General features: G+C 57.2%; 21 protein-coding genes and 1 tRNA gene. 9 read left to right on the top strand and 13 right to left on the bottom strand.

Annotation, left to right across the window (positions count from 1 at the left end; all coding sequences use genetic code 11):
• Positions 1–8: 8 nt before the first annotated feature.
• The 11 genes from J7416_RS13715 to J7416_RS13665 form a co-directional block, all read right to left on the bottom strand.
• Entirely contained in the window at positions 9–1,748 is a 1,740-nt protein-coding gene (locus tag J7416_RS13715) for an ABC transporter substrate-binding protein (RefSeq protein WP_209225465.1), read from the bottom strand.
• A 190-nt stretch (positions 1,749–1,938) separates the two neighbouring features.
• The gene (locus J7416_RS13710) at positions 1,939–3,480 is read right to left on the bottom strand and encodes a polyamine aminopropyltransferase (RefSeq protein WP_209225464.1); all 1,542 of its coding nucleotides are present in this window, start codon (positions 3,478–3,480) and stop codon (positions 1,939–1,941) included.
• Positions 3,477–3,701 (bottom strand): DUF350 domain-containing protein, encoded by a 225-nt coding sequence (locus J7416_RS13705; protein WP_209225462.1) that lies wholly within the window; start codon positions 3,699–3,701, stop codon positions 3,477–3,479. Before J7416_RS13705 ends, J7416_RS13710 begins: the two co-directional genes overlap by 4 nt.
• A 10-nt stretch (positions 3,702–3,711) precedes the next feature.
• Entirely contained in the window at positions 3,712–3,876 is a 165-nt protein-coding gene (locus J7416_RS13700; protein WP_209225461.1) for a hypothetical protein, read from the bottom strand.
• Between the two features lie 2 nt (positions 3,877–3,878).
• Positions 3,879–5,180 (bottom strand): DUF4178 domain-containing protein, encoded by a 1,302-nt coding sequence (locus tag J7416_RS13695; RefSeq protein ID WP_209225459.1) that lies wholly within the window; start codon positions 5,178–5,180, stop codon positions 3,879–3,881.
• Complete coding sequence (locus J7416_RS13690; RefSeq protein ID WP_209225458.1) at positions 5,177–5,791, bottom strand: DUF4178 domain-containing protein; 615 nt, start codon at positions 5,789–5,791, stop codon at positions 5,177–5,179. The genes J7416_RS13695 and J7416_RS13690 overlap by 4 nt, the downstream gene beginning before the upstream one ends.
• A gap of 136 nt (positions 5,792–5,927) precedes the next feature.
• Positions 5,928–6,977: an AI-2E family transporter gene (locus J7416_RS13685; protein WP_209225456.1), complete on the bottom strand. Its 1,050-nt coding sequence runs from the start codon at positions 6,975–6,977 to the stop codon at positions 5,928–5,930.
• A 75-nt stretch (positions 6,978–7,052) separates the two neighbouring features.
• Positions 7,053–7,838, bottom strand: a complete 786-nt coding sequence (locus J7416_RS13680) for a TIGR03084 family metal-binding protein (RefSeq protein WP_209225455.1) — start codon at positions 7,836–7,838, stop codon at positions 7,053–7,055.
• Positions 7,839–8,108: 270 nt separating this feature from the next.
• Positions 8,109–10,082 carry an acetyl-CoA carboxylase biotin carboxylase subunit gene (locus J7416_RS13675; protein WP_209225453.1) on the bottom strand — a complete coding sequence of 658 codons (1,974 nt, stop codon included), beginning with the start codon at positions 10,080–10,082 and terminating at the stop codon, positions 8,109–8,111.
• A gap of 176 nt (positions 10,083–10,258) precedes the next feature.
• Complete coding sequence (locus J7416_RS13670; protein ID WP_209225451.1) at positions 10,259–11,878, bottom strand: carboxyl transferase domain-containing protein; 1,620 nt, start codon at positions 11,876–11,878, stop codon at positions 10,259–10,261.
• Complete coding sequence (locus J7416_RS13665; protein ID WP_209225449.1) at positions 11,878–13,662, bottom strand: acyclic terpene utilization AtuA family protein; 1,785 nt, start codon at positions 13,660–13,662, stop codon at positions 11,878–11,880. The genes J7416_RS13670 and J7416_RS13665 overlap by 1 nt, the downstream gene beginning before the upstream one ends.
• A 168-nt stretch (positions 13,663–13,830) precedes the next feature.
• On the opposite strand from J7416_RS13665, the gene J7416_RS13660 reads away from it, so the two are divergent.
• Both J7416_RS13660 and J7416_RS13655 read left to right on the top strand, forming a co-directional pair.
• On the top strand, positions 13,831–14,418 hold the full coding sequence (locus tag J7416_RS13660; RefSeq protein WP_209225447.1) for a TetR/AcrR family transcriptional regulator: 588 nt from the start codon (positions 13,831–13,833) through the stop codon (positions 14,416–14,418).
• Positions 14,415–15,572: an acyl-CoA dehydrogenase family protein gene (locus J7416_RS13655; protein ID WP_209225445.1), complete on the top strand. Its 1,158-nt coding sequence runs from the start codon at positions 14,415–14,417 to the stop codon at positions 15,570–15,572. The genes J7416_RS13660 and J7416_RS13655 overlap by 4 nt, the downstream gene beginning before the upstream one ends.
• Positions 15,573–15,578: 6 nt before the next feature.
• Here the strand turns inward: J7416_RS13655 and J7416_RS13650 are convergent, their stop codons facing one another.
• The gene (locus J7416_RS13650) at positions 15,579–16,574 is read right to left on the bottom strand and encodes an AraC family transcriptional regulator (RefSeq protein ID WP_209225443.1); all 996 of its coding nucleotides are present in this window, start codon (positions 16,572–16,574) and stop codon (positions 15,579–15,581) included.
• 99 nt (positions 16,575–16,673) lie between these two features.
• Between J7416_RS13650 and J7416_RS13645 the strand changes: the two genes are divergently transcribed.
• Both J7416_RS13645 and J7416_RS13640 read left to right on the top strand, forming a co-directional pair.
• Positions 16,674–17,882 carry an acetyl-CoA C-acetyltransferase gene (locus tag J7416_RS13645; RefSeq protein WP_209225441.1) on the top strand — a complete coding sequence of 403 codons (1,209 nt, stop codon included), beginning with the start codon at positions 16,674–16,676 and terminating at the stop codon, positions 17,880–17,882.
• 15 nt (positions 17,883–17,897) lie between these two features.
• The gene (locus tag J7416_RS13640) at positions 17,898–20,039 is read left to right on the top strand and encodes a 3-hydroxyacyl-CoA dehydrogenase NAD-binding domain-containing protein (RefSeq protein ID WP_209225439.1); all 2,142 of its coding nucleotides are present in this window, start codon (positions 17,898–17,900) and stop codon (positions 20,037–20,039) included.
• Positions 20,040–20,552: 513 nt separating this feature from the next.
• Here J7416_RS13640 and J7416_RS13635 read toward each other — a convergent pair.
• A tRNA-Leu gene (locus tag J7416_RS13635) sits at positions 20,553–20,637 on the bottom strand.
• A 773-nt stretch (positions 20,638–21,410) separates the two neighbouring features.
• Between J7416_RS13635 and J7416_RS13630 the strand changes: the two genes are divergently transcribed.
• The 5 genes from J7416_RS13630 to J7416_RS13610 are packed head-to-tail and all read left to right on the top strand — an operon-like array spanning position 21,411 to position 26,864.
• On the top strand, positions 21,411–21,806 hold the full coding sequence (locus J7416_RS13630) for a hypothetical protein (RefSeq protein ID WP_247744300.1): 396 nt from the start codon (positions 21,411–21,413) through the stop codon (positions 21,804–21,806).
• A gap of 2 nt (positions 21,807–21,808) precedes the next feature.
• On the top strand, positions 21,809–23,821 hold the full coding sequence (locus tag J7416_RS13625; RefSeq protein ID WP_209225435.1) for a dynamin family protein: 2,013 nt from the start codon (positions 21,809–21,811) through the stop codon (positions 23,819–23,821).
• Positions 23,822–23,829: 8 nt separating this feature from the next.
• Positions 23,830–25,557: a dynamin family protein gene (locus J7416_RS13620; protein WP_209225433.1), complete on the top strand. Its 1,728-nt coding sequence runs from the start codon at positions 23,830–23,832 to the stop codon at positions 25,555–25,557.
• Positions 25,558–25,587: 30 nt separating this feature from the next.
• On the top strand, positions 25,588–25,989 hold the full coding sequence (locus J7416_RS13615) for a hypothetical protein (protein ID WP_209225431.1): 402 nt from the start codon (positions 25,588–25,590) through the stop codon (positions 25,987–25,989).
• A gap of 23 nt (positions 25,990–26,012) precedes the next feature.
• A complete protein-coding gene (locus J7416_RS13610) occupies positions 26,013–26,864 on the top strand; it encodes a hypothetical protein (RefSeq protein ID WP_209225429.1) in 852 nt (283 codons plus the stop codon).
• The last annotated feature ends 35 nt before the right edge of the window (positions 26,865–26,899 follow it).

Raw genomic sequence — 26,899 nt, 5'->3', positions numbered from 1 at the left:
TCAGGGACTTACTGAGCCTGCCAGCGCGCCACCAGTTCGTCATAGTTGACGGTCTGGCCCTGCGGCTTTTCGTTCTCCAGCTTCGCTTTCGGCGAACCTGCCTTTTCCAGCCAGAAAGACGCATCTTGCGGCTCGTTCAGGCGCGGACCGCAACCACCGTAAACACCGGCGCTTTCATCCGCGGCCTGCATCCGGGCCATGGTGATGTCCATCTCTTCTGCCAGACGGTCCATCGCCTCTTGCGGTGTAAAGGCACCCGAGTTCACGTCACCGATCTGCTGCCACCAGATCTGGGCCAGCTTCGGATAATCCGGCACGTTGATGCCGGTCGGCGACCATGCCACACGATCAGGCGAGCGATAGAACTCAACCAGACCACCCAGCTTGGGCGCGCGTTCGGTGAACGACTCGTGGTTGACCGAGCTGTCGCGGATGAAGGTCAGACCCACGTGGGACTTCTTCACGTCAACAGTCTTGGACGTCACGAACTGAGCGTACAGCCACGCGGCCTGGGCACGATCCGAAGGTGTAGATTTCAGGAAGGTCCACGACCCCACGTCCTGATAACCAACCTTCTGGCCGTCTTCCCAGTAAGGACCGTGTGGGCTGGGCGCCATCCGCCACAGCGGCGTGCCTTCGTCATCCACGGTGTTGTTGCCTTCGGACTTCGGCTTCACCATGTCGGCGGTGAAGGCGGTGTACCAGAAGATCTGCTGGGCCACGTTGCCTTGGCTGAGCGCCGGCAGCGACTGGTAAAAGTCATAAGACGCCGCACCCGGAGGCGCATAGTTGCGCAGCCATTCGTCCCATTTGCGGATCGCATAGACCGCAGCCGGACCGTTTGCAGCACCACCGCGCGAAACGGATGCACCAACAGGGTTACAGGTGCCCGCTTCCATGCGGATGCCCCATTCGTCGACGGGAACGCCGTTCGGCTCGCCCACGTCTCCGGCACCGGCCATCGACAGCCACGCGTCGGTCATGCGCCAGCCCAGGTCAGGCGCGCGTTTGCCGTAGTCCATATGGCCATAGATCGCCACGCCGTCGATTTCCTTCACGTCATTGGTGAAGAATTCGGCGATGTCCTCATAGGCTGACCAGTTGACCGGGACGCCGAGGTCATAGCCATACTTCTCTTTGAACGCGGCCTTGTTGGCTTCGTCATCGAACCAGTCCTTGCGGAACCAGTACAGGTTCGCAAACTGCTGGTCTGGCAGTTGATACAGATTGCCGTCCGGGCCGGTCGTGAACTGAATGCCCATGAAGTCATCCAGATCCAGCGTCGGCGATGTCGTCGCCGCCCAATCGCCGCCCATCTGTTCGGTCAGGTTATAGGCCAGTTGCAGGCGCGAATGCGTGCCGATCAGGTCGCTGTCGTTGACATAGCCGTCATACAGGTTCCGTCCGGTCTGCATCTGGGTCTGAACGGCCTGAACAACTTCGCCTTCACCCAAGATCTGGTGGTTGACCTTGATGCCGGTGATTTCCTCGAACGCCTTGGTCAGGACCTCGGACTCGTACGAGTGGGTCGGGATACCTTCGGACAGGACATTGATTTCCATGCCGGCGTAGGGTTGTGCAGCTTCGATGAACCACTTCATCTCACCCATCTGTTCGTCTTTCGACAGGGTCGATGGCTGGAATTCGTCGTCAATCCAACGTTGTGCTGCGGCTTCGTCGGCCCAAACGGGACCGTGCCCCGCAATGACGGCAGCCGCCGCCACTGCGGAAAGTAGATGTCTCCGCATCTGTCTCCTCCCAAAGATTATGGTTTCCGGCGCGAACCGGATGGCGATCAGCATCAGCGATTTGTTGCGCATCTGTCAAACTAAATTTTTAGTAATTGGAAAAATTCTTCGACAAGGGTCTGATAAAACTAAGTTTTGTGGGGTGATCGAAGCAATTGGGTCCGCCCCCTACCCCCAGATTTCACACGGTTTACCGGAACCAGTAGTCCCACCCATCCAGATAATACCCGATCAGTGCGTGCGATTGCAGCGTGTTGGGCAGTGCATCAAGCCGGTCAATATCGCCACCGAAAACCTGCGCCGCACGCCAGACATCAGCATTAAGATAGCTCAAACCATCGGGCAGTCTGATCCGCCGATCCCGTATCGGTTCGAACGAGGCCAGGACAAAGCCCCATTCGCCAAAGCTGGGCACATAGCTGTGATACGGGATGGTCTGCATCCCCTGCCCCGGCTGCTGCGGATTGCGGCTGCTCTCAATCGTTTCGACCACGGACCAGAACGCCTGCCGCGCAAAGAACGGCGATCCGGCTTGTGTGACAAAGACCCCCTGCCCGCTTAACCGCTCTGCCAGCAGCCCATAGAATTGCCGGGTGTAAAGTCGTGACAGTGCAATCGACTTGGGATCGGGTAAATCGATGATGACGACGTCATAAAGACCCGTGTCACGTTCTAGAAATTGCCATGCATCTTCGTTGACAACGGTCACCCGTGGATCGCGCAACGCGTTGTCGTTCAGAACCGAAAGCTCAGGATGATCGCGGAACAGCTCGGTTACTCGCGGATCGAGGTCCACCAGAGTTACGGTCTGAACGTCCCCATAACGCAGCACCTCGCGCACGGCCATGCCATCGCCGCCGCCCAGGATCAGCACGCTGTCCCGTCGTGGAGCCAGCGCCATCGCCGGATGCACCAACGGCTCGTGATAGCGATGCTCGTCCAGAGAGTCGAACTGGATAGAGTGGTTCAGAAACAGGCGCACCCGGTCGCGATACCGGGTCACAGTGATCTGCTGATAGGGCGTGGCTTCGGTCAGGATGATGTCATCTTCGAACAGCTCGGCCTCGGTCACGGAAACCAGCCGTTCCGAATGCCACAAGGCGACCAGAGTGGCGGCGAAGGCCAGCGCCCAGACTGCCACCTGCACCCGCGTCGCCCATTCCCGGAACAACAGCAAGGACAGCCCCGCCACGGCAAGGTTCAACCCACCAAAGGCCAGACTGGCGGACATCAACCCCAGATGTGGGATCACCAGCAAGGGAAATGCCAGTGAGGCGACCAGAGCGCCGATGTAGTCCACACTCAGCACGTTTTCGAACCGGAACTTCAGGGCGCCAATCTGTTCCAACACGCGGGCAATCAGCGGGATTTCCATCCCCGACAAGATGCCGATTGCAATCAGCGCTGCGTAAAGCGGCAGAGCCACTTGCCCCATCCAAGCATAATTCAGAAAAAGCACGGGTGCCATAAACCCGCCGACGATCCCCAGCAGGATCTGCGCCCAGACAAAGCCCGAAAATGCGTGTGTCACGAAACGCGAAAGCCAGGCCCCTACACCCATCGCTGACAGAAAGATCCCGATCACCAGCGAAAACTGCCGCACAGAGTCGCCCAGCAGATAACTGGAGAGCGTCGCGGCAATCAGCTCATAGATCAGGCCTGCAACGGCGACCAGGAAGGTTGCAGTCAAAAGCCACGCGGCGCGCGCCTCGACCGCGCGGTCCGGTGTCATGACAGGATGACAGCCGCAATGATAATGGACACCGCTACAAACAACAGCCCTATCAGGATCGCGAGGGCGATGTTCTGGTCCTTCTCAATCTCATGCACGACCGAAAACGGCGTCATCCAATCGATCACTTTCCAAACGCCCCACATCAGCGACACGCCCAGAATGGTATAGAATACGGTGCTTATGATCTCTGCAATTTGAATTGCCGCAATATAATCCATTGGTTCCTCGTTATTTTATTCGATTTGATCGATAGTACCCGCCGCCACCGCTGCCAACCCGGACAGAGGTGTCCAAATCGCGGCTTTGGGCCCCATAGCCATGCCAGGCGACATAGCCCGAGGCTGCAATTGCCGTGGTCGAGATGACGATGAATATGATCCTGAACAGTGTCACTGCTACTCCTCGTCCACCCAATCCGTGCCGGACCACCTTGCGCGTTGATGCAGGTGTTTACGCCCGAACTGAAACAGGAACAACAGCCCGAACGCGCCTGCCAACGCCAGAGCCCAGAGCCCGCTGGACAGGCCTGAGGTCACATCAACCCGCAAGTTACTAAAGGGCCGGCTTGGCACCCGGTCCGCCATTCGGTCATTCCACACGCCCTGCTCTGGCACATCCATCACCAAGGTGTAGTTGCCGGTCTGTTCCGGCCGGAATGTCAGACTGGCGCGTTGCGACCCTTCACCCCACGTTCCGTCCGCGTCCCGCCCGGTGTAGTATTCGATCATGCGCCCGGCCTCGAATACAGGTTCACCCGTCGGGTCGCGCAGTTCGAGATCGAGATAGGCCCAGCTGTTTCGCACATCCCCAAGAAACGAAATCCGGGTCAGTTGACTGTCGGCCTGCAATGGGATCGGAATCTCGACCGGCAGGTTCCGGAAGTCTACGTTGAAATCACGCATCACCGGATACCCCGTGCGTGTTGTCAAAACGAACGCCATCATCAGGCAGATCGCAGCAAAGACAAACGCCGCATTCCGCAGAAACCCATAATTGGGGCCTTTTGCAAACGGCTGCAACGGATGCACGCGATATGGCTTGAGGTTCAGGTCGACCCCAAATGCGGCCTCGGCCTGTTCTTTCGGAACGTAGACCGAACGATAGATTTCACGCTCGGACCCGGTCGTCGAGAAATCCAGCATCGCATCCTCGGACATGGCCGAGATGGTGGTGGTCTTTTCGCCAACCTTCGGTCGCCAGGTGAACTCACCTTCGACATAGGTGATCGAGCTTGTGGCGGTTTCGTAATACTTGAAACGCCCATATTCGGTCGTAACCGTGGGCGGATAATCTGCGGTCTCCACCCATTGCTCGGACATCCAGGCAGATCCGCGATAGCGTCGGGTGAACACCAGATGCTGGTTATCCACTGTCAGCCAGGCATACCCGTGGGTTGGGGAAAACAACTGATGATCGACCCAGCTGTACAGCCGACCGGCCCATCGTTCCTGACGTTCCATCAAGCCGATGATCGTAAACTCCACACCGTACAGAGTACCTTTTTGACCCAGCGAGAATGGAGTCTCGGGCCGTTTCAAACCTGTGAACTGACGCAAGGTACGATAGTTGTCCTGAGCGTCCAGCTCAGATCCGCAATAGGGGCAGATCTGCACAACCACCCTGCCCCCGCCCAGCACATCCAGACCAGCGCCGCAGCTGGTGCAGTTGATCGAAACAAGCTCGGGATTCCGGGTCATGCGTTGCGTTCAACCTTAATGTCAAAGGGGTCATACCAGCGGCCATAGAACCACAGGGCACTATCTGCCCAAAACTCACCGGACAACAGGGCTTCGTCTCCGGCTGACGCGTTGACGAAATCGTGGCGCTCACCGACCTGAAGCGCTTCGTCAAACTGTCCGCGCAGGGCGATGCACTCTGCAGTTTCGACCTCGGTTACGGTAAAGGTGGCGGCATCAAAGTCGAGCGTCTCACCTGGCCTAAAAGGTGGAGGGGATTTGGGCACGTCCTGACCATGCAAACGCGTCTGCATCACGACATCGCCTTCATCCACAGAGATCCAGTAAGTCGCGCCGGCGTCATCGGCACCGCAGAACTCATCCCAAAAACCGCGGCCATAGGAATACCGTGCATGACCCAGAATCCGCACTGACGTCCGGCCAAGTGTTACCGTATCGCCAAGCCCGAACAACATTGGCGCATCGTGCATTATGCCTTGGTCACCGGCCAGTTGAACATGCTCATCGTTGATCATCAGCGTCGTGCCACACGAAAGACAGGTCGCAACCTTGAGCTGCTGCAGCAGTTTTGGGTTTTCCGACCCGCAATTGGGACAGTTCAAACAATCCATGCCCTGCAGTCGCCTAACGGTTGCGGAAGTGCAAGCCGGGAGTCGCCTCAAGTTGGTCGACAGCTTTCAACTGTGTTGATCGGGTCAGCAAACGGTCTTTCCTCTGTACGATGGGCTTTGAGGCAAGTTGCGGCGATCAGTCCAGTTCGCCACTTTCCGACATCAAAATGGCCAGCGGGCGCGTTGACTGGATTTGTGACAGGATGATCATCACGACAGCGGTCAATGGAATTGCCAGGATTGTACCGGCCAGCCCCCACATTGAGGTCCAGATTGTCAGGGAAAACAGCACCATGAACCCGCTCAGGTTCACTGAGTTACCGACTAAACGGGGTTCGAGAATATTCCCCACAAAAAGCTGAGCCGCCATCAGCGCGACAAAAGCAACGCCAGCGTGCCAAAGGCCGCCAAATTGCACGAGGCTGAGCATAACCGGGAACAGAACCCCAAGGATCGAGCCCAAATAGGGGATGTAGTTCAAAAGCCCGATCAGGATGGCCCAGAACAGGGCAAACTCGATCCCCAATAGCAGCATGATCACGAAAGAGATCAGCGCAAGGATAACGTTGATCAGGGTTTTGGCGCTGAGGTAGCTGCCGATTTTCTGGTTGATCTGCGCGACGATTTTAAGGGACCGGTCGGCCGTATCGGCATCTCCAAACGCTTTTCGAACTTTTTCCGGCATATCGTCCAGATCGGTCAGGATGAAGATGATGTACAGGATTGTCATCATCATAACTGTTCCGAAACCTTGAACCGTCGAAAGTGTTCCCTGCAGAAAGCCCAGAAAATCAAACTTTCCTGACAGCGTCTGTTCGATCGTGGACCAGTCCGGTAGCTTTTTGACCCCCAGGATGGACATGGCGGATTCAATCAGCGCGTTCAGGTTGGTCTTGTAGCGTGGGATATTCTGGGCGACGGCCTGCGCGTTTGCTTCGAGAAACACGCCCATCAGGACAAACAGCAGGAAAATCGCGAGCAGAGCCAGCAAACGTCGTCCGCGGCGCGGGATTTTTCGCAAACCGGGTACTCTTGCAATTGTTGAGGCTGTCGAATCCAGAATGTAGATGCCGATGATACCCAACAGCACAGGCAACAGCAGGCTTTTTCCGATTATTAAAACCCAGCCTATGATGACAGCCACAATCAGGCCAGCGGCCAGTTTTGTCACGTTGAACTGAAGCATGTTGTCGCCTTGTTTTGCTTTGTTGTGACGGGTGTGCCTCTTACATTCAACCAGCAATCCTATCTGTGTTGCAACTCACGCAATGTGGCGGCTGCCGGGTTCGGGTGGCGTTTCCCGCCCGCCGGCAAAACACTGCGCGATCGACATCCATTCGGTTGCGATAGGCCCTTCAACCCGAAGCGAGGTATCCGCGATGTTTCGTGTTTGGGCAGAGACCTGCGCAAACTCCACTGCTGATCCCGTGATACGGTTGTCACCCGGTTCGCCAAACTCCCATACGGCCCCGGACGGTGCGGTCAGTTCCAGACGCGGCATTGCCTCTGGCACAGGCTTTCCATTGACCTGATAGGCCCAGCCAAAAGTGTTGACGCCCAGGATGACGACATTTTTGATCCGGTCCTTTTCGACCCGTTCGACGCCAAGGATGTCGAACACCTCTTGCCCATGTGCCCACGTCTCCATCTGGCGAGCGGTGATCGATGAGCGCACGGACATATCCGGCCCGGCCCATTTAACCCTGTGCTTGGGGTCAAGATCAGCCCAACGATTTCCGATGTCGGTATACAGCGCCCGCCATGCATCGCGCAGCTCAACTCCGCGCAGTGCGATTGCCTCGTTTTCTGCAGTGCGCAGCCCCTCAGCCTTGGCTTTGACGAACAAAGCGCCGATGCGGGTCGTGAAGGCATCCGGGTCCTGCAGCGACAGATCGGCCATCTGGTTCCAGTAGTGCAAGTGGACAAGCACGTCATTCAGCGTCCACCCTTTGAACTGCGTCGGCGTTTCCCATTGGTTGGCCGACAAGTCGGCCATAACGGCATGCAGTGCCTCGCTCTCGTCCAGAAAGTCCTTCGCCTGTTGCACCCTTTTTCCTCCAACTTTGCGTTCAGCCGTTCGATGTCGGCCAGGTAGTCTTGCTTAAAGTCCCGGACCACCCCAGTGGCCGAGGTTGCCGGATTCAGCAGACGACCCCTGCCCGACACAGCAAGGGAAAAGCTGCTTGGTTCCCTCATGGCTAGCCTCGATCCGTTTTTCACTCTTGCGCAAGGCAGGTTCAAAAACGAGCGCTTGGAAAGACATCTCCAATGGGTCCGGCCTTGTGGCCACCCTGGCGTGATATCGGCCCGAAGACATCTAGCTCTCATCAATCTCGATCATTACGACGCCCAGGGTCACTTGCTGACCTGCCGCCACATGAACGGCGCTGACGACTCCATCCACGGTAGCGGTGATCAGATGCTGCATCTTCATCGCTTCCAGCACGGCAAGACGATCGCCTTTGGCCACTTTTTGACCCGGCTTGGCCGCGACTTCAATCAGCAGCCCGGGCATTGGAGCCGTGATGCGACCTCCGGCATGGTCTGTTTCCTCACGCTGACCGGGGCGCAGGCGTCGAAAGGTCAAACGCCGGGCGTTAAAGGCGAGTTGTACTGTATCGTCGCGGATATGCGCGACGACCTCGACGACTTGGTCGTTCACTCGCGCGCGCGTGGTCCCGTTGCGACCTTCTGAAAAGGCGATGTCGAACTTGTGCCCCCCGATCCAGACAGCCCAACCGTCGGGATGTGCGCCGGCGCGGATCTGCGTCTGGACCTCACCGCAAAGCATGGTAACCGAGATCAGCGGCAAGGCCGCGCTGGACCAGCCGAGTTGATCTTGTGAAACGTAACCGGCCGTCGCCTTGGCGCGTGTTTTGTCAGCCTCCAGCAGCAGCGCGAGCGCCAAAGCGACATCGCGATCTTTAACCTGATCGGAGGGGAAGCCGTTGGGATAGGTTCGATCCAAAAAATTAATCGTTGCCTCCCCCACGGCGAACGTCTGATGCGCAAGAATATCGGCCAAAAAAGCGGAATTCGTCACCGTTCCCAGCAGCACGGTTTCCTCCACGGCTTTGATCACCCTGGCTCGAGCTGTTTCTCGGTCCGGTCCATATGCGATGATCTTTGCTAGCATTGGGTCGTAGAAAGGCGAAATTTCCTGCCCTGTCTGCACCCCTGCGTCCACGCGCACGCCCGGCCCGGTGGCAGGCTGCCACAAATCGACAGGGCCGGTTGCTGGCAGGTACCCGTTGGCGGGGTCTTCGGCATACAGACGGACCTCGATTGCGTGACCTTCAAGCGATACGTCTTCTTGCGAAATCGGCAAGGCATTGCCCTGGGCCACCGCGATCTGCAGCGCCACAAGATCAAGGCCGGTAATCATCTCGGTCACAGGATGCTCAACCTGAAGGCGCGTGTTCATCTCAAGGAAATAGAAGGCACCGGACGGCTCCAAAAGAAACTCGACCGTGCCAGCCCCGCGGTAGTTGACCGCGCGCGCCGCTTCGATCGCCACCGCGCCCATATTTGCGCGCATTTCCGATGACAGTGTCGGACAAGGTGCCTCTTCCACCACCTTTTGGTGACGGCGTTGGACCGAGCAGTCCCTTTCACCTAAATGAATGATGTTTCCGTGCGTATCTGCAAGGACCTGCAACTCAACATGGCGCGCGTTGGTGATCGCTTTTTCCAGGATCAACGCGCCCGAGCCAAAAGCGTTTTCAGCCTCGGATCGGGCCAGTGCAATCGCCTGCGGCAGTTCCTCTTCATCCCGGACCAGCCGCATCCCGCGCCCGCCCCCGCCCGCGGCGGCCTTGACCATGATGGGAAACCCGATCTTGTTGGCCTCTGCAATCAGGGCCGCGTCGGACTGTTCTGCGCCTTCATAGCCCGGCACGCAAGGTACTCCTGCGGCGATCATCAGGCGTTTTGCATCGGCTTTGTCGCCCATCAAACGGATGGCTTCAGGATCGGGCCCAATAAAATTCAGCCCAGCAGCCTCAACCGCTGCGGCAAAGTCGGCGTTTTCAGACAAAAAGCCATAGCCGGGATGGATTGCCGATGCCCCAGTTTTCAAAGCAGCCGCTATGATCCGGTCGCCGTTCAGATAGCTGTCGCCAACAGGACCGTCGCCAATCCAGGCGGCTGCGTCCGCCAGCGCAACATGCGGTGCCCCGGCGTCCGCAGTCGTGTAAACCGCTACCGTGCGAAGACCCAGCGACTGGACCGTTCGAAGGATACGCGCAGCAATTTCACCACGGTTGGCGACCAGAACTGTGTCAAATGCCATTGCTCATCCCCTTGCCCAATTGGGTTTTTGTTTCTGCACAAAGGCCGATATCCCCTTCACGCGCTTTGTCCGAAGACATGCGGTCGACGGCCTGCGTTGTTCAGGATCGTTGAACCCGACGGTCAAACCTCGATTACTATGTTCAAGGTCCGAGTGTGGTGAGTTTGGCAGCATGACTAGAATCTGTGAACGCCGTAAGAGCTGGGTTTGACCTTGCGCGCGCGCGCCTCAAGGCAGGTCTCGAGGCAGAACCCCAGAACACGGCGGGTGTCACGCGGATCAATGACTCCGTGGTCGATGCATCGGCCCGACGTATAAAACGCATTCTCCTGCCGGGTAAAATGCTCTGTTATCCCGGCTTTTTGTGCGGCCAGCGCCTGTTCATCCGGTTCGATCCCCTTGCGTTTGAACCCCGCGCGCGCCACCATTTCCATCGTTCCGGCCGCCTGCTCGCCGCCCATCACACCAGTCGCGGCATTGGGCCATGCGAACAGGAAATCCGGGTCATAGGCATAACCGCACATACCGTAGTTTCCGGCCCCGAAACTTGCCCCTATATACAGCGTGATTTTGGGCACATCGACCGAGGTCACAGCCTGAATCATCTTGGCACCATGTTTGATCATGCCGCCCTGCTCATATTGAGTGCCGACCATGAACCCTGTGATATTGTTGAGGAAGATCAGTGGAATATCGGCCTGACCGCATAGCTGAATGAACTGCGAGGCCTTGTTGGCCCCCGCCGGATCAAGCGGACCGTTGTTTCCAATGATACCCACTGCGATCCCGTTGATTGCGGCCTGCAGGCAGACAGTGGCCGAACCATAATCGGGTTTGAAATCGTCAAAGTCCGAACCGTCCACGATCCGTGCCACAACTTCACGGACATCGTAGGGAATTCGGTAATCGGTTGGCACAATGCCCGCGATTTCATCTATGTCGTATTTCGGCGCTTGTACCTCGTGGCTATGGCGCTGCGGCAGAGATTTGTTCCAATCCAGTCGCGCTATCACACTGCGCGCCATTTCAATTCCGTGGGCGTCGTTCTCGGCCAGATAGTCGACAAGCCCCGACGTCGTTGCGTGCATCTCAGTGCCGCCCAAATCGCGATCATTGGCCTTTTCGCCTGTCGCCGCATAGACCAACGCCGCCCCGGCCAGCGCGGCCATGCCGTTCTGTTTGACGCCGACAACATAGTCGGCAAGGCCGGGCATGTAAGCCCCGCCTGCGGTCGACGGACCGTGAAGCACGGCGAGGTTGGGCAAGCCAGCGGCCGAATGGCGGGCCAGATTGCGAAACAGCTTGCCACCATTGGCCCAGAACTCGACCTTGTATTCCATAAGGTTCGCCCCGGCGCTTTCGACCAGATGCACAAAGGGCAGATTTTGTTTCAACGCCATGTCCTGCGCACTCAGGAAGGCGACGGCGGACATTTCTACCATGGCGCCTGCCTTGATCCCCGCGTCGTCAACGATGATCATGCAACGTACGCCCGAGATGAAGCCGATCCCGATGATCAGCGAGGCTCCCGGCACCGACTTTTCCGGATCATCCGTATCGACGCAAAATCCTGCCAGCCCATGCAGTTGCAAAAACGGCATCCCCGGGTCCAGCAGATGTGCCAAGCGGTCACGAGGCGTGATCTGACCGCGCGCCTCCATCCGTTCGCGCCGTTTTTCTGACAGCGCAACGGGCCGTGCCTCGAGCGCGCGCATCTGATCGACAAGGGCCAGCATATCGGCCCGGTTCTTTGCAAAGGTCTCAGAGTCGCGGACAACCTGGCTGACAAATCCCATCAGTAATCTCCTTGCTCGGAATTTGCGATCAGTCCCGCCGGGACCTTAACTGGTATGGCAAGCAGGATCTGGGCAAAGCTTTTGCCCTGTGCGTCGTTGCGCAGCGAAGCGACGCCACCCCCACCCAGAACTTCGTTCAGGATGATGTTCATCGCGTGCGTGCCGGGCAGATAGTATCGTTCGACAGAACCCGATAGGTAATCAGCAAAAATGGCTGACAGCGTGTCCTCGGTTAATGCGGACCAGATATAGGGTAGATAGGCTGGGTTGCGCTCGATAACCCCGATATTCGCTTTGTCACCTTTGTCCCCAGATCTTGCCCAAGCCAGGTGTTCCAGCGGGCGTTCTTCCCAATCAGTTTTACGCTGCTCGATAGGTTTAGGGATGATGGCCCGGACTGGCGCGGGGCCGTGTGGCGGAACCGGTGGTGAGTTGTAGGAAATGTCCTTTCCGTCAACGGTCACCCGATAGTTCAGTGTGGTTTCCGGAACCAGAAATGAAAACAAGGCCACCACCGGCGATGGTTTGGGACGCCCGCCTCCGGTAAAGATGTGCATCCCCGGTGGTGTGGCCAGAGCGGCCCCGGTCAACTCTCGCAAGAACAGGCCAACCGCGCGGGGGTCATCGTGCTTCACAGCCGCTTTGAACGAAATCTCTTCGTAATCACTGTTACTTGGTCGCCCACCGAACGCCTCGAACGAGACGTCACGATAGTCTGGCGCGCCCATTTGCTTTAGAACGGCGCGGGCCCGTGCCAGACCAGCTTGCGCAAATGCCTCTGCCTTTTTTCTGGCATCGCGCCCATTGATCAGAAAGGTCACGCCTGAACGGTATCCGTCCGCCCAAGTCGCAGAAACCTTGAGCTGCCCTGTTGGCGCGCGCCCTCTTGCACCCGTGACCCGCACCCGGTCAGGATCGGTTTGTGCCAATTGAACATTCGAAAAATCACAAATCACATCCGGCAGTATATACGATTGTGGATCGCCGATCTCGTACAGCATCTGCTCGCCGACCGAAGCAGGTGTCACGCAGCCGGATGTACCCTCGGGCTTGGTCAGAATGATCGCACCTTCCGCGCTGATCTCGGCTACGGGGTATCCGATCTGGGCGAGGTCGCCTGCCAACTCCCAATCGGTGAAATTGCCGCCTGTCGCTTGCGGTCCGCACTCTAAAAGATGACCCGCAAGCGACCCGGCGACCAGCAGATCATAATTGTCGTGCGGCCAGCCAAAGTGATGCATGCACGCCGCTAGCGTCAGCGCGCTGTCCACGCACCGTCCCGTGATGACAATATCCGCCCCGGCCTGCAGGGCAGCTACAATCGGGCCCGCGCCAATATAGGCGTTGACCGACGCGATTTTGTCTTCACTGGGCATGGGCGCGCCCGAGAACATCTCGGTTCGGTCCGCGAACTCGGCCACGCGCGGCATCAGATCATCGCCTTGGACGACTGCAATCTTCAAATCCAACCCAAATTCGGCGGACTTCAGGCGCAATGCTTCGGCGCAGGCCGTTGGGTTGACGCCGCCTGCATTCGACAGAACCTTTACCCCTGCCTCGGCGATCCGGGTCAGGTTTTGGGCCATAACGTCTGAAACGAAGTCCACCGCGTATCCTTTTTGCGGATCCTTCAGGCGCGCGCGCGCCATGATCGACATCGTGATTTCGGCCAGGTAGTCGTACACTAGGAAATCCAGGCCCGGCGTGCACAGCAATTGCTGTGTGGCATGAGGGGCATCCCCCCAGAACCCACTCGCTCCTCCGATCCGCAGAGGTTTCGTCACGCTACGTCTCTCCCACCTGGGTCGCGATCCATGCTTTACAGACCGACTGTTCTGTTTTTATGATTTGTCGATTGCAGCGGTCAACCGTGAACTGCCGCCACGACGCCACGGAACATGATGAACATAGCATCAAAGAAACCTTCGGTGCAGGATCGCCGGTCGCGCGATATGCGAGCTAAGATCTACAACGCCGCAGTCAGCTGTCTGGATCAGCTGGGATATGCCGAGACGACCTTTGCAAAGGTGCAGGCCAAGGCAGGTATATCGCGTGGGGCCATAACACATCATTTCCCCACCAAGCAGGCCTTAGTCGCGGCGACTGCGATGCGCCTTTTGGATAATGCGCAGACCCCGATCTGGAATGGAGGCAGTACCCCTCCCCCCGTCTATGAACTGATCATGTCGTCCTGGGCCAACATCGTGAATTCCTCAGGCGGGCGCGCCATCGTCGAAATTCTTGTCGCCTGCCGGACAGATGCCGCCTTGTTTGGACTGTTGGAACAAAGCCTGCGCGACTGGGACAGGTCGAACCTTGATCTGATCTCGGGCCAATATGTCAGTGTTACCGAAGACCGCGATGACACTGACCTTTTGTGGAGCATCGCGCGGACATTTTTACGCGGACTGCTGTTGCACGAACGGTTCGTTTCTTCGCCTGAATATCTGACGCAGATGATGGACCGGTTTGCCCGCATGATGGAAAGTCAACTGCAGGTGCAGCCTGAAACAGGCATACAAATCGAGGATGTCGAATGACCCTGCCCTCCCCGTTCATGACACCTGAACGCGAAGCCTTTCGACAGAGTTTCGCCCGCTTTGTGGATACGGAAATCAAGCCCAACATCGAGCAGTGGGAAGCAGATCGCGGCATTCCATGGGAGCTGCACGCGAAAGTCGCCGAGTTCGGCGTTTTCGGATTTGGCATCTCCGAGGAGTACGGCGGGTTGGGCTTCGACAATGCGTTCATGCGCCACGATTACAGTGAGATCTTGTTCGGCTGCGGCGCGTCCGGCGTTGGCGCAGCGCTTGGCGGGCGGACGATTTCGATCAGTCCAATCGCGAAGTTTGCTTCTGAGCAGTTCAAAAAAACGGTGCTTCCCGAAATCATCGCGGGCCGGATGATGTCATCATTGGGCATCACCGAACCCGGCGCGGGTTCGGACGTTGCCAACATCCAGACGTGGGCCGAGCTTAAGGGTGGAAAATGGGTCCTGAACGGCGAGAAAACCTATATCACCGGCGGAATGGATGCCGAGTGGTTCGTAATCGGTGCCCGTACCGGAGGGCCGGGTCTGGCCGGCATCTCGCTGTTCCTAGTGCCCTATGACGCGCCGGGTTTCAGTCGGACACCGCTGGGGCGCAAGATGGGTTGGCATAGCTCACAGCAGGCCACACTACACCTTGAAGATTGTGAAGTGGACAGCAGCGCTTTGCTTGGCCCTGAAAACAAGGGCTTCATCGCGATCATGAACAACTTCAACTTTGAACGCCTCGGGCTGACCTCGGCGTCGCTAGGTATGATGAAGCTGTGTTACAACAGCGCGCTGGAATGGGCGCGTGAGCGGGAAACCTTTGGGAAGCGGTTGATCGAACATCAGGTTATCAATCACAAATTCGCCGAAATATCGGCCCGGATTGATATGAACGAAGCCTATATTGAGCGCATTTGCTGGGCGATAGAACAAGGTCTTATGCCCGTTGCAGAATTGGCAAAGGCCAAGGTTCAGGCCACCAAGTCGTTGGAATTCGTCGCCTCTGAGGCGATGCAGGTCTTTGGAGGCGCCGCCTATATGCGGGGCAATCCGGTTGAGCGTGTTTGGCGTGAGATCAAGATCATGGCCATTGGCGGCGGCTCGGAAGAGATCATGCGCGATCTGGCGGTGCGCCAGATGGGGTTACTGGGCCAATAGGTCGATTCAAAGGTCCGAGACCCGATACGTGCGCGGCGTCAGGCCCGTCCATCCGCGGAAGGCACGAATAAACGCGCTGGCCTCACTGAAGCCGCATCTTGAGGCAACAACCTCAATGGGTAAGTCCGTTGTTGTAAGCAACCGTACTGCCAGATCCCGCCGGACCTGTTTTCGCAAGTCCGAGTAATCCACGCCCTCACGTTTGAGGGTGCGTCGTAGCCGATGGCTGGGCATGTTCAGGAGGCGGCCAATCTCCTCCATATCGGCCAGTCGCCCGTCCCGTGTCAGGATCGTGTCGATGGCTAGCGCGGCTTCTAGCGCAAGGCCGGTCGTCCCATCCATCGGCAGAAACGCGTCCAATGGCGTCCGCCGTGCATAAGCCATGGCCTGATCTTCGGTCCGCACCAAAGGCAATTTCATCAGGGCACGCGGGATTGCCAACCCGCTGGTCGATTGTTCAAATCGCACAGGCGCTTGCAGGAACATGGCCCGGTAGATTGGCGCGTGACTAGGGCTTGCATAGTCGAACCACGCTCGGTTTACGGCCCCTTTGTTCCCCGCAAGCCAGCCGAGCATGCGATTGACCAATACCATGATCATTTCAACGGCCAACTCGTTCAGGACAACTCGGCCGGGGATGCGCTCCATCTCGAAAATGGCGCTCTCGCCTTCTTCGCGGAATCGGTAGCGAAACGAGTTGTCCAGAACATCCATAAATTGCACGGTTCGCCGATAGGCTTCGCCCAGGTTCTCGGCATGACTGGCATGGGCGGCAAGTATTGCAGTGCTGCCGATGCGTTGTGGCCGATCCTGTAAACCGCCCAATTCGTCATCCAGTGTCAAAGTCACGGTCCGAACCAGTTTTACAAAACTTGGGTGCGTCATCGAACGGTTGGCGGCGCTCAATCCCGCTCGTTTCAGTATGGCCGCCGGATCAGCCCCACGCCGCGTCACACCTTGCAATAGATTTTCGGCAAAAACGGCCGGAATGCTTACAGTCATGGATGTAAGATAATGTCCATTTTTTTGTATCTCCAGATCATTGTTGCCGACCGCCAGCACTGTCACTTTGGCAAGCAAAATTGACGCTGGAGGACCAAAATGGCGAGCGCCGCTTACATCTACGATGCCATCCGCACCCCGCGTTCGAGGGGGAAGGCCAACGGAACGCTGCATGAGGTCAAGCCATTGCAACTTGCCGCAGGACTGCTGCGCGAAATGCAGAGCCGTCACGACCTGGACACCAGCCGAGTCGGTGACGTGGTGCTGGGATGTGTATCCCCTATCGGTGATCAGGGCAGCGATATTGCAAAAGCTGCGGTTCAGGCCGCGCATTGGGACGAAGCAGTGTCCGGCGTTCAAATTGACCGGTTCTGCGCGTCTGGATTAGAGGCCGTGAACACGGCCGCGGCCAAGATCGTGGCCGGTCAGGAAGATCTGATGGTTGCCGGGGGCGTGGAGTCCATGAGCCGTGTTCCCATGGGCTCGGCTGGTGGCGCCATGTATTTGGATCCCGACATGATCATCGATCAACGCGCGGTGCCGCAGGGTATTGGCGCAGATTTGATTGCGACAATCGACGGCTACAGTCGCGAGGATGTCGATACCTTTGCGATGGCAAGCCAACGCCGCGCGGCGCACGCACGAGACAGCGGTTGGTTCGATAGATCTGTGGTGCCGGTCCGGGATGAAGGTGGGCTAACAATCCTCGAACGCGATGATTTCATCAAGCCGGACACTGACATGCAGAAATTGGGGTCACTTAATCCATCCTTTGCGGCCATGGGAACCTACGGTTTTGACGACATGGCGCTGTCGAAATACCCCGAAGTCGCACGCATCAACCATGTTCACACGCCGGGAAACTCTTCTGGCATCGTGGATGGATCGGCAGCGGTGCTGATCGGCTCGGAGCAGGCAGGCAAGGATCTGGGGCTTGAGCCGCGCGGGCGTATTGTGCAGGCGGCGATGATCTCAACCGATCCGGTCATCATGCTGGCGGGTCCCGGGCCAGCGGCCAAGAAATGTTTGGATAAGGCCGAATTGACCGCAGAGGACATCGACCTGTGGGAAATCAACGAGGCGTTCGCCTCGGTCGCCCTGCGGTACATGAAGGATCTGGGCATCGATCACGAGATCACCAATGTCAACGGCGGCTCTATCGCTATGGGCCACCCGCTGGGTGCAACCGGGGCAATGCTGGTATCGACCATGTTGGATGAACTGGAACGGCGCAATGCCAAACGCGCCATGCTATCGCTGTGCGTCGGCGGCGGGATGGGCATCTCGACCCTGATCGAGCGCGTGTAAGGAAGGATCTGACATATGGCATTTGCATACGAAAAAGACGCCAATGGCATCGTGACCGTCACCATGGATATGGAAGGCCCGGTTAATGCGATGAACAGCGCCTTTCTGCCCTTGTTCCGTGACACGATGGACCGGATCGAAACTGAAGATGGCCTGAAAGGGGTCATCTGGACTTCGGCAAAGGAAACCTTCTTTGCGGGCGGCGACCTGAATATGCTTAAATCGGTCACCCCGGACGGCGTCGAGGCGCTCTTTGAAAGCGTCGAAGGCACCAAAGCTGTCATGCGGCGGATGGAAAAGCTGCCGGTCCCGGTTGTGGCCGCGATCAACGGCGCGGCGCTTGGCGGTGGATACGAGTTGTGCCTGGCGTGCAATTATCGCATCGCCGCCGAAAACCCAAAATCCAAGATCGGCCTGCCCGAGGTGACACTCGGCCTTTTGCCCGGCGGTGGCGGTACGGTGCGCCTGACATGGTTGCTGGGTTTGGAGGCGGCAATGCCTTTCCTTCTGGAAGGCCGCCAAGTCTCACCCACAAAGGCGTTGGCTGCAGGGTTGGTGCATGAGGTTGTGGCCCCTGACCAGCTTTTGGATCGCGCAAAAGAGTACATCGTATCGGTTCAGGGCAATTCCGCTGCTGTGACGCAGCCTTGGGATGTCAAAGGCTACAAAATCCCCGGCGGCCCATCGGCTTCACCCAAGAACGCGCCTCGGATTGCCGGTGTGGCTGCGATGTTGTTCAAAAAGACCAGGGGATTGCAGCCCGGACCCGCACGCATTCTGGACATCATGACCGAAGCCGCCGGTCGCGTCGATTTCGATACAGCCCAGCGTTACGAAAGTCGCCGTTTCGCGTCACTGGCCCCCATGCCATCGACCAAGAATATGATCGAGACCTTGTTCTTCGGCATGAACAAGGTGAATGGCGGCGCCTCGCGTCCCAAGGACATTCCACGCTCGAAAGTACAGCGTCTGGGCATTCTGGGCGCGGGGATGATGGGTCAAGGTATCGCCTACTCGGCTGCGATGGCGGGGATTCCGGTGGTTCTGAAGGACATGACACTTGAGGCGGCACAAGGTGGAAAAGCCTATTCCGAGAAGCTGTTGAGCAAGCGCGTCGACAAAGGTCGAATGACCGCTGAAGAACGCGACGCAGTTCTGGCCCTGATTACACCGACCGACAAGGCCGAGGACATCAAAGGATGCGATCTGATCATCGAAGCCGTATTCGAACGTATCGATGTCAAGAACGCGGTACTGGGCGAGCACGAAGACTTATTGGCCGAGGATGGATTTTGGGGTTCGAATACGTCGACTCTGCCGATCACGCGCCTGGCCGAGGGCTCGTCAAAACCGGATAACTTCGTCGGCCTGCATTTCTTCTCGCCCGTAGATAAGATGCCTTTGCTTGAAATCATCGCGGGCGAGAAAACCTCGAACGAGACCCTTGCACGCGCCTTTGACTTTGCGCGCCAGATCAAAAAGACACCGATCATTGTGGGCGACCAAACCGGGTTCTACACGTCTCGCACCATCGGAACCAAGATACTGGAGGCTGTGCAACTGGTCGCAGAGGGACAAGACCCCGTACGGGTGGATAATCTGTCACGCCTCACGGGTATGCCGACCGGAATGTTGTCCCTGCTGGACGAAGTCCAGTTGAAACTGATCCATGATATTTACACAACTCAAATTGCCATGGGCCTTGTGGACCCGGCGGATGAAGCCACTCCCGAGGCTCGAAAAATGATTGCCGAGTTGGTTACCGGCCATGACCGCAAGGGCCGCGCAACCGGCAAAGGATTCTATGATTACTCAGCCGGAGGCAAAGAAATCTGGCCCGGTTTGGCAGCGTGGCGCAAAGAGGACGACGTTCTGCCCGATCAGGACATTCAGGATCGCATCATGTTTCGGGCAATTCTGGAAACCCTGCGCTGTCTGGAAGAGGGCGTTTTGCGTTCGGTTGCCGATGGCAATGTTGGGTCGATCCTTGGTATTGGCGCTCCGGTTCATACCGGTGGCTACATCCAGTTCGTCAACACGTATGGCCTGAGCCGTTTTGTTGAACGTTGCGACGAACTCGCCGAACAGTACGGCAACCGCTTTGACCCGCCAGACATTCTGAGAAACCATGCGGCAAAGCAGTTGGAATTCCACTGATCCCATGAGCAAGACGGTAACAGGGGTTACCCCCTTTTGCCGCTATATTGGGCCATCCCAAATCTGCCCCGTGTTCAGGATTGAATCTGCATCGCAGTGGAAAGCCCAAAGCCGCCAATCTGGCGCACGGCACGGGATAGGCAGCAGCCGGTGGAAAAGCACCTGCGATCAAAGGCGTCTGCGCCCTGCTCCAGCTCTTCCGGAGTCATTTGCTTGGGCTGGAAACCGCATGAGAGCCGTTGTAACTCGAACAGGAAACGGCTCTCTGCGATGACGAGGCATTACAATTCGGAAAGCCTCAGCCCTCGTTCGAAGAACTGTTTGAACACGCAATGAAATCTCTTTCAAACCCTTAAGAGATATAGAGAAAAGGTGACCTTGCGTTCAAAAAAACTGTATTGAGGCTCGCTTATAACAAGCCATTGGTTGTTAACAGGGAGAGGGGTCTTCGAACCAGAGAAACCAACTTACCCTTCAAGGCTTTAGGCTTCCACACGGCATCAGATTCTAAGGTGGTGCGGGTGGAGGGACTTGAACCCCCACGCCTTACGGCGCCAGAACCTAAATCTGGTGCGTCTACCAATTTCGCCACACCCGCAACCCTGACACGCGGTGCCAGAATGACGCGCTGAATAGCAAAGGTTGAGGTGGAGTGCGAGAGGTAAAATAGCGTTGCACTCAAGATTATTGATTACGTAACGGCAGTAGAAGTTTGGGGCCAGGCGCAGCAGACTGAAGATGCTCTTCAAGTCGGTTTTCCAATCCAGATCGCGGGTCATGTATTCATACAGCTGTGCCGCAGTAGTTGGAAATTGCGGAAAACTGGCCCTTTAATCGACTTGATATCACCACCATTATTGTTGACGAAAAAGATACATTTACACCGGATTATCCATCAATTTTAAACTCGCTTACGTTGAGTACCCCTTATTGATTGCGCGGAAGCGTGACGCTTGGGCGCCTGATTTGATCAAAGTTTCAGGTGCGAGAGTTCTGGAAATCTGATACCGTTGGAGTGCGTTGCTGCGATTCATACATCCTAGTTTTCTATGAAATAACAAATAATTGTTAACATCAGACGCAGATAAGCAAGCGTGCTGCTTGTCGACCAGTCGCAACTAAGTCAGAGTTTTGAGTAGGATATTCAAAGCCGATCTCAGCAGAGAAACTCCCCTAAAAGTTGCGCGGCGATTACTGGCGCCAAACACAATTGCGCCACAATTCAAACGCCAAAATATCTTATTCGCGTCAAAATAAGACCGCCTTAGACGTCATGCTTGGTCGGGTAGGAGTTAATGAGTCTTTTTGCCTAAGGGCGTTGTACGAGTGTTCCAGCTCAACTCCAGCACAAGGGTCTGAACCGTGACCAATATGATGAACTCCGCTGCTGCCGAGCAAGAAGCCGTTGGCCTTGCGCGCGAAAGTTTTCTTGGTGAACTCAAAACCCTGAACCGAAATCATCCGAACACCGGCTTTGGTGTCTCGCTGCGCACGCATTCCGGGCGACAATACCTGTTGGCCAACGCGCGGATGCCCCTGCCGGAAACCAAATCCGAAGGGTTCCCGACTGGCCGCCGGGTAGCATGCCTAGAGAACAGTGAGCGCTTCCGCTCGATCGAAGTTCTGGCCGATTGCAACGCCTATGAGTCGATGACGCCGGGTGCCGAAGCGGCCATCCTGGGCAACGCATTGAACCTGATCGCACGCATCGACTCGTTGACCAGCACGCCAGCTGAACAGTTGGCCGCCACAGGAACCGGAGGCTGAACATGGCGCGCAACGACCATCTTCTGTCAGTTGGCAATGAGGCACTGACGCCCATGACGTCGGCAATGACGGCGCTGACAACACAGATCGATCAATTGACAGAGGTGGCGGATGCGCGATCAACCGCCCGTCTTGCCACGCTCAAGACTCGGATGGAAAACTTTACAGCCAGCGTTACGATGGTTGGGCAGGTCAAGGCTGGCAAGTCCTCGATCGTGAACATTCTGGCTGGGCGCCCTGCCCTGCTGCCGTCTGACGTGAACCCGTGGACCTCAGTGGTGACCACGCTGAACATCAACACCCGGACCGAAGGCGATAAGCGGGCCAAGTTCACCTTCTTCGAGCAAGAAGAATGGGACAATCTTATGGTCGGTGGCGGCCGCTTGGGCGAACTGGCCAACCGTGCAGGCGCGGATGACGAGATGGAGGATATCCGCCGTCAGATCGGTGAGATGAAGGCGAAATCCGAGGCGCGCTTGGGCCAGCATTTTGATCTGATTCTGGGCCAAAGCCACCAATACGACTATTTCGACGAAGAACTGATCCAGCGCTATGTCTGCCTGGGGGATGAGGATGATCCGGACATCAACCCCAAAACTGGGCGGTTTGCCGATGTAACCAAGTCGGCGGAACTGTACATGGACATTCCGCAATATCCGATTTCGCTAAAACTCTGCGATACGCCGGGTGTGAACGATACTTTCATGGTGCGCGAGCAGATCACCCTGCGCAGCTTACGCGGGTCTGAGGTTTGCGTTGTTGTTCTGGCTGCAAGCCAGGCGCTGACGACCATGGATATGGCGCTGATGCGGATTATCGCGCAGTTCGAAAACCGGCAGATCATACTGTTCGTAAACCGGATCGACGAGCTTGCCGATCCAGTGAACCAGGTCCCGGAAATCCGCGACCGTATTCAGGACACGTTGAAGCAAAACAACATCGACGTGAACACCAGCGTTGTATTTGGCAGCGCGCTCTGGGCCGAGGCAGCGTTGACGGGCAATCCCGAGATTCTGACGGATGAATCCCGCGAGGCGCTGAACACCTTCTACCTAGCCGCCGGATTCGGTGATCAGGCACCCTCGCTTGATAAAATCTGGGCGTTGTCGGGCCTGCCCGACCTTTTGTTGGCCATGAACGAACGCATCGCCGAAGGCGCGGGCAATCGTCTGTTGGATCGTGTGCGTCATCGCGCCCGCAACATCGCCAGCCAGATACGCGCCACTGCGGTTGCCAAGAACCTCTCGGGTTCCGAAGGTCTGGCCCGTGATCTGGACGGAGTTTCGCCCGAAGAAGCGGTCGCGAAGATCACAGATCAGTATGACAAGAAGGCGGCTGAACTGACGGCCTCGTTACGTGCCAAGGTGCTCGAGCGGTTGAATTCAGCAGAAACCAATTTTGTCAAACGCGCGACAGATTCGCTGATCGCGCACCTTGAGGTGAATGGCGAACAGGGCACGTGGCAGTATGACCCTGCAGGTCTGCGGACATTGCAGAAAGCGGCCTATTTCAGCTTTGCGCGGTCCATGCGTAAAGAGGCGGGCGCACTGTACGGTGCCGCCGCAGCCGATATTGAGGCGCTGTACCAGAAAATCCTGGGCAATCACTTGGGTGAGTTCAGCATCGAAGCGCCAATCGTACCTCGCGTTCCACCGCCACTTGGCATCGGACGCACGATCGCATTGGACTTGCAAAGCACGTGGTGGCGCAGGTGGTGGCAGCGCCGCAAAGGGTTCGAAGCCTACGCGGCCGACTACACTCGCCTGATCGCCTCCGAGGCAAATTCGATCACCAAGGACATCGAAGAAAATCAGGTTGCTGCGGTGTTGGAAAACGTACGCGCCGTCCTGTCGGATTTCCTGCGTGAGCAGAAGGAGACGTTGCTGAGCATTTCAGCATCGGCCGAGAATGATCCCAGTCGCAACGCGGCTCTGATGGCGGGACTGACGCCCCAGAAATCGCGAGACGACATTCTGGGCGACATCCTGAAAGATCTTAGTAACGAGGCAGCATAAGTAGCGATATGGCAAAAGACTCACAAACCCGTTTCGTCTCGCCCAAGGCATGGGAACGCATCGAGCAGTGGTCCCGCCGCAAGCCCATCTTTGCGCTTATGGGAGAGTTCAGTGCAGGCAAATCGACGCTGATGAACTTTCTGTTGCGGTCACACACGCTGCCAACGCAGGTGACGGCCACCCAGTTGCCACCTGTCTGGTTCAGTTGGGGCAAGCAATCCGCTTACGTGCAACGTCACGATGGCTCGCGCGAAAACATCGAGTTGGATCAGTTGGAATCCGTCGGTGTCAACGACGCCCAATTCGTTCGCATTTTCCTTGAATCCGACATTCTTGAAGCTGTCGATCTTATTGACACGCCCGGCATCTCGGATCCCAAGATTTCAACCGATGTCTGGCGTCGTGCTGTTGGTCAAGCCAATGGCGTGCTGTGGTGCACCCACGCGACGCAAGCCTGGCGTGAAACCGAACGGGCAACCTGGGTGGCTTTGCCGGAACGCCTGCAGCACAACTCGTTGCTTCTGATCACGCGGGCGGACACGCTGGGCGCAAAGGATCGCCAGAAGGTTCTGCGTCGCGTCAACCGTGAGGCCGGGCACCTCTTCAACCGCTCGATCCTGTTTTCGGCCCGCGATGCGATCACGGCCCGCGACAAAAGCGGTGACGCCGAGCTGTGGGGCCGTAGCGGTGGCGGCAAGATGGTGGACAGCTTCCTTGAGATCACCGAACAGATCATGGACAACCGCGCCGATATGCTGGCGCGTTATCAGATCGACAACAGCCTTGCTGAAACGCCGCGTGTGCAGCCGCTGCGTCCAAGAAAACCCTCTGTTGCTTCGGAACAGCCGGCACCGTTGAAACTGGTCAATCCCGTTTCCGCAGACAATGAACCGGACGATGTTGTCACCAGCTTCCCTGTTCGACCATCTCGCGTTGCGCGTTCGGATGACACGGAACGGTCCACGCGCATCAACGCGGATGAGGCAGAGCGGATGCGGGCCGAAATGACCGCGCTCGAAGAAGAAAACAATCCCGAGGTTGCAGAAGATGAACTGCGCTCGTTCTTCAAGGAAACGCCGAGCCAGCCTCTGAACCTTGCTGACGTGACCGAGATTCCGTCAGAGCAGAACGCGTTTCTTGATCTGGATGAAGAAGATCTTGAGGACGAAGAGATTGAGAACGGCGAAAGCCCAGAGCTGGAGGCTGAGGCAGAAGGTACGCCGCCAAACGGCGACACTCAGGACGAAGATCCCGTTATGGCTTCGCTTGGGGACAAACTGGCCGATACGCCGGAACAGGCGGAAACCGACAACCTCGAAGCAGAAACACAAAGTGCGGATGTATCTGTTTCGTCCATCGCTGCATTGCTTGCGAAACAATCAGGTGGCGTTGAGGATGAGTTTGAACCCGAGCCGGAAACCAATGGGCTGATCGAAACGCAGGTTGTTGCGATGCCGGGCGGCAAGGAGTCCGAGGACGAAACTGCGCCTGAGTCTCTGGAAGAGTTGTTGAGCGTTGACGCAGGATCGAGCCTGAGTGCTGCGGCCATGTGGCGCGAGATCACAGTTGGCGAAGACCTTCCTCAAGACGCAGATGGTCTGAAAAAGGTGTTCACGGCCTTCCTGGAAGAGTTCGACAAGATCGCGGCGGAACACAGCGCGCGTCGCGACAAAGACGACGTTCCTTCCATTCCGAAAACCGGCAACAAGGGCGGGGCCGAATGGCATGTTTTATAACGTGAACCCAAGTTAGAAAGGCGGGATCCGATGTCTATCGAAACCGCATTGAAATCCGCGATGGAAACGATACCCGACTGCGTTGCAGCCGGGTATGTCGACATGGAAACGGGGATGTTGCTGGGAACCAGCGTTAGCGATGCAGAGGATGATCGGGTTTTGGAAGGCTTGGCTTTGGCGGTTGCAAACCTGTTTCAGGGTCGCGGCGTCAGCGCGTTTGAAGCCCTGTTGCGGCAATCGGGAAATGCGGACACTGAAAATCCGGGATTTGGGGAAATCGCGGTGTTTTCAAAGGATAGGCTGAATATCTTTCTGCGCACGCAGGCCTACCCGGATCACGTCGTCTGTTACGTCTGTCGCAATAGCGCCAATGTGGGTTTGGCCCTAACGAAATCGCATCTCAGTCTGGGGCCGGTCGCGGCCGCAGTTTAGTCAGGACCAGAGGGGGTCACGGCATGATGGATACAGACATACTCGACCTGCTTGGGGACATTGGTCGCTCGGCGGTAGCACGGATTGATCCCGCTGTTACGCTTGCAGGGGATACCGCAGTTGAACGCCGTGAAAAGGTTTTGCAGGCCATCCGGGGCACCGTGTTACCCCGCCGCTTGGAATTCACGGCGGCAAACGGCGATTGTCTGGCGATTGAGGTCAACAGCTCTCGGGTTACGGATGTATTCCGCGTCCGTGTTGGCGTCGCACCAGATTTTGCAACCGATCAGCGCGAAGTGCTGGCGGCGCAGTTGGCACAGCTCGTCTCTGACATCGCGATGGCACCTGCCCCGCTAAGCATGATGTCCCTGCGGCCCGACAATGCACTCGAAGCTGACGATGTTGGCATTACCTTCAGCGAAATTGCCAACGCCTGCACATCGATCGAAATGCCCGTGGACCCGGTTGTTTCGATCGTCCCGGACGCTCCGGAACCTGTGACCGAGGACGAAGCCTCAGACAGTTTGGCCAGCCAGTTTTATGTTGACGCCGAACGATTTGCACTGGGGCGCGTTCAGGCCAGTGCCGGAAACGGCGCAATGAAGCGGGCCGATGGTGATTGTGCAGAAGAGCAGGCCCTGCATGCGGATCAGGAGTTGCTTAAGAACTTTGCCCGTGATCTGGCCGGGTGGGATGCAGACGCCGCCGAGATATTGGCGCACCCGCAGCTGATCGTCATGCGTCCGTCGGGCGGTAAGGGCGCAAGCCTTGCTGTTCTGAACGACGGCGACGAGTTTTCTGTTGTCGTCCATGAGGCGCGCAAACTTGGTGCGATCGTGACTCTTTGGACATCTCTAACGGGGCGCACCGAATGAGTGCGCCCATAACATTCAACTTTTTGACTAATTCG

It is taken from the genome of Ruegeria sp. R14_0, assembly GCF_017743975.1.
Classification (GTDB): domain Bacteria; phylum Pseudomonadota; class Alphaproteobacteria; order Rhodobacterales; family Rhodobacteraceae; genus Ruegeria.
This window is presented reverse-complemented; position numbering and strand designations above follow the sequence as displayed.

Coding starts and splice junctions, on each gene's coding strand:
- J7416_RS13715 (WP_209225465.1), bottom strand. CDS start 1,748: ATGCGGAGACATCTACTTTCCGCAGTGGCGGCGGCTGCCGTCATTGCG.
- J7416_RS13710 (WP_209225464.1), bottom strand. CDS start 3,480: ATGACACCGGACCGCGCGGTCGAGGCGCGCGCCGCGTGGCTTTTGACT.
- J7416_RS13705 (WP_209225462.1), bottom strand. CDS start 3,701: ATGGATTATATTGCGGCAATTCAAATTGCAGAGATCATAAGCACCGTA.
- J7416_RS13695 (WP_209225459.1), bottom strand. CDS start 5,180: ATGACCCGGAATCCCGAGCTTGTTTCGATCAACTGCACCAGCTGCGGC.
- J7416_RS13690 (WP_209225458.1), bottom strand. CDS start 5,791: ATGGATTGTTTGAACTGTCCCAATTGCGGGTCGGAAAACCCAAAACTG.
- J7416_RS13685 (WP_209225456.1), bottom strand. CDS start 6,977: ATGCTTCAGTTCAACGTGACAAAACTGGCCGCTGGCCTGATTGTGGCT.
- J7416_RS13675 (WP_209225453.1), bottom strand. CDS start 10,082: ATGGCATTTGACACAGTTCTGGTCGCCAACCGTGGTGAAATTGCTGCG.
- J7416_RS13670 (WP_209225451.1), bottom strand. CDS start 11,878: ATGGGATTTGTCAGCCAGGTTGTCCGCGACTCTGAGACCTTTGCAAAG.
- J7416_RS13660 (WP_209225447.1), top strand. CDS start 13,831: ATGCGAGCTAAGATCTACAACGCCGCAGTCAGCTGTCTGGATCAGCTG.
- J7416_RS13655 (WP_209225445.1), top strand. CDS start 14,415: ATGACCCTGCCCTCCCCGTTCATGACACCTGAACGCGAAGCCTTTCGA.
- J7416_RS13650 (WP_209225443.1), bottom strand. CDS start 16,574: ATGACTGTAAGCATTCCGGCCGTTTTTGCCGAAAATCTATTGCAAGGT.
- J7416_RS13645 (WP_209225441.1), top strand. CDS start 16,674: ATGGCGAGCGCCGCTTACATCTACGATGCCATCCGCACCCCGCGTTCG.
- J7416_RS13640 (WP_209225439.1), top strand. CDS start 17,898: ATGGCATTTGCATACGAAAAAGACGCCAATGGCATCGTGACCGTCACC.
- J7416_RS13630 (WP_247744300.1), top strand. CDS start 21,411: ATGATGAACTCCGCTGCTGCCGAGCAAGAAGCCGTTGGCCTTGCGCGC.
- J7416_RS13625 (WP_209225435.1), top strand. CDS start 21,809: ATGGCGCGCAACGACCATCTTCTGTCAGTTGGCAATGAGGCACTGACG.
- J7416_RS13620 (WP_209225433.1), top strand. CDS start 23,830: ATGGCAAAAGACTCACAAACCCGTTTCGTCTCGCCCAAGGCATGGGAA.
- J7416_RS13615 (WP_209225431.1), top strand. CDS start 25,588: ATGTCTATCGAAACCGCATTGAAATCCGCGATGGAAACGATACCCGAC.
- J7416_RS13610 (WP_209225429.1), top strand. CDS start 26,013: ATGATGGATACAGACATACTCGACCTGCTTGGGGACATTGGTCGCTCG.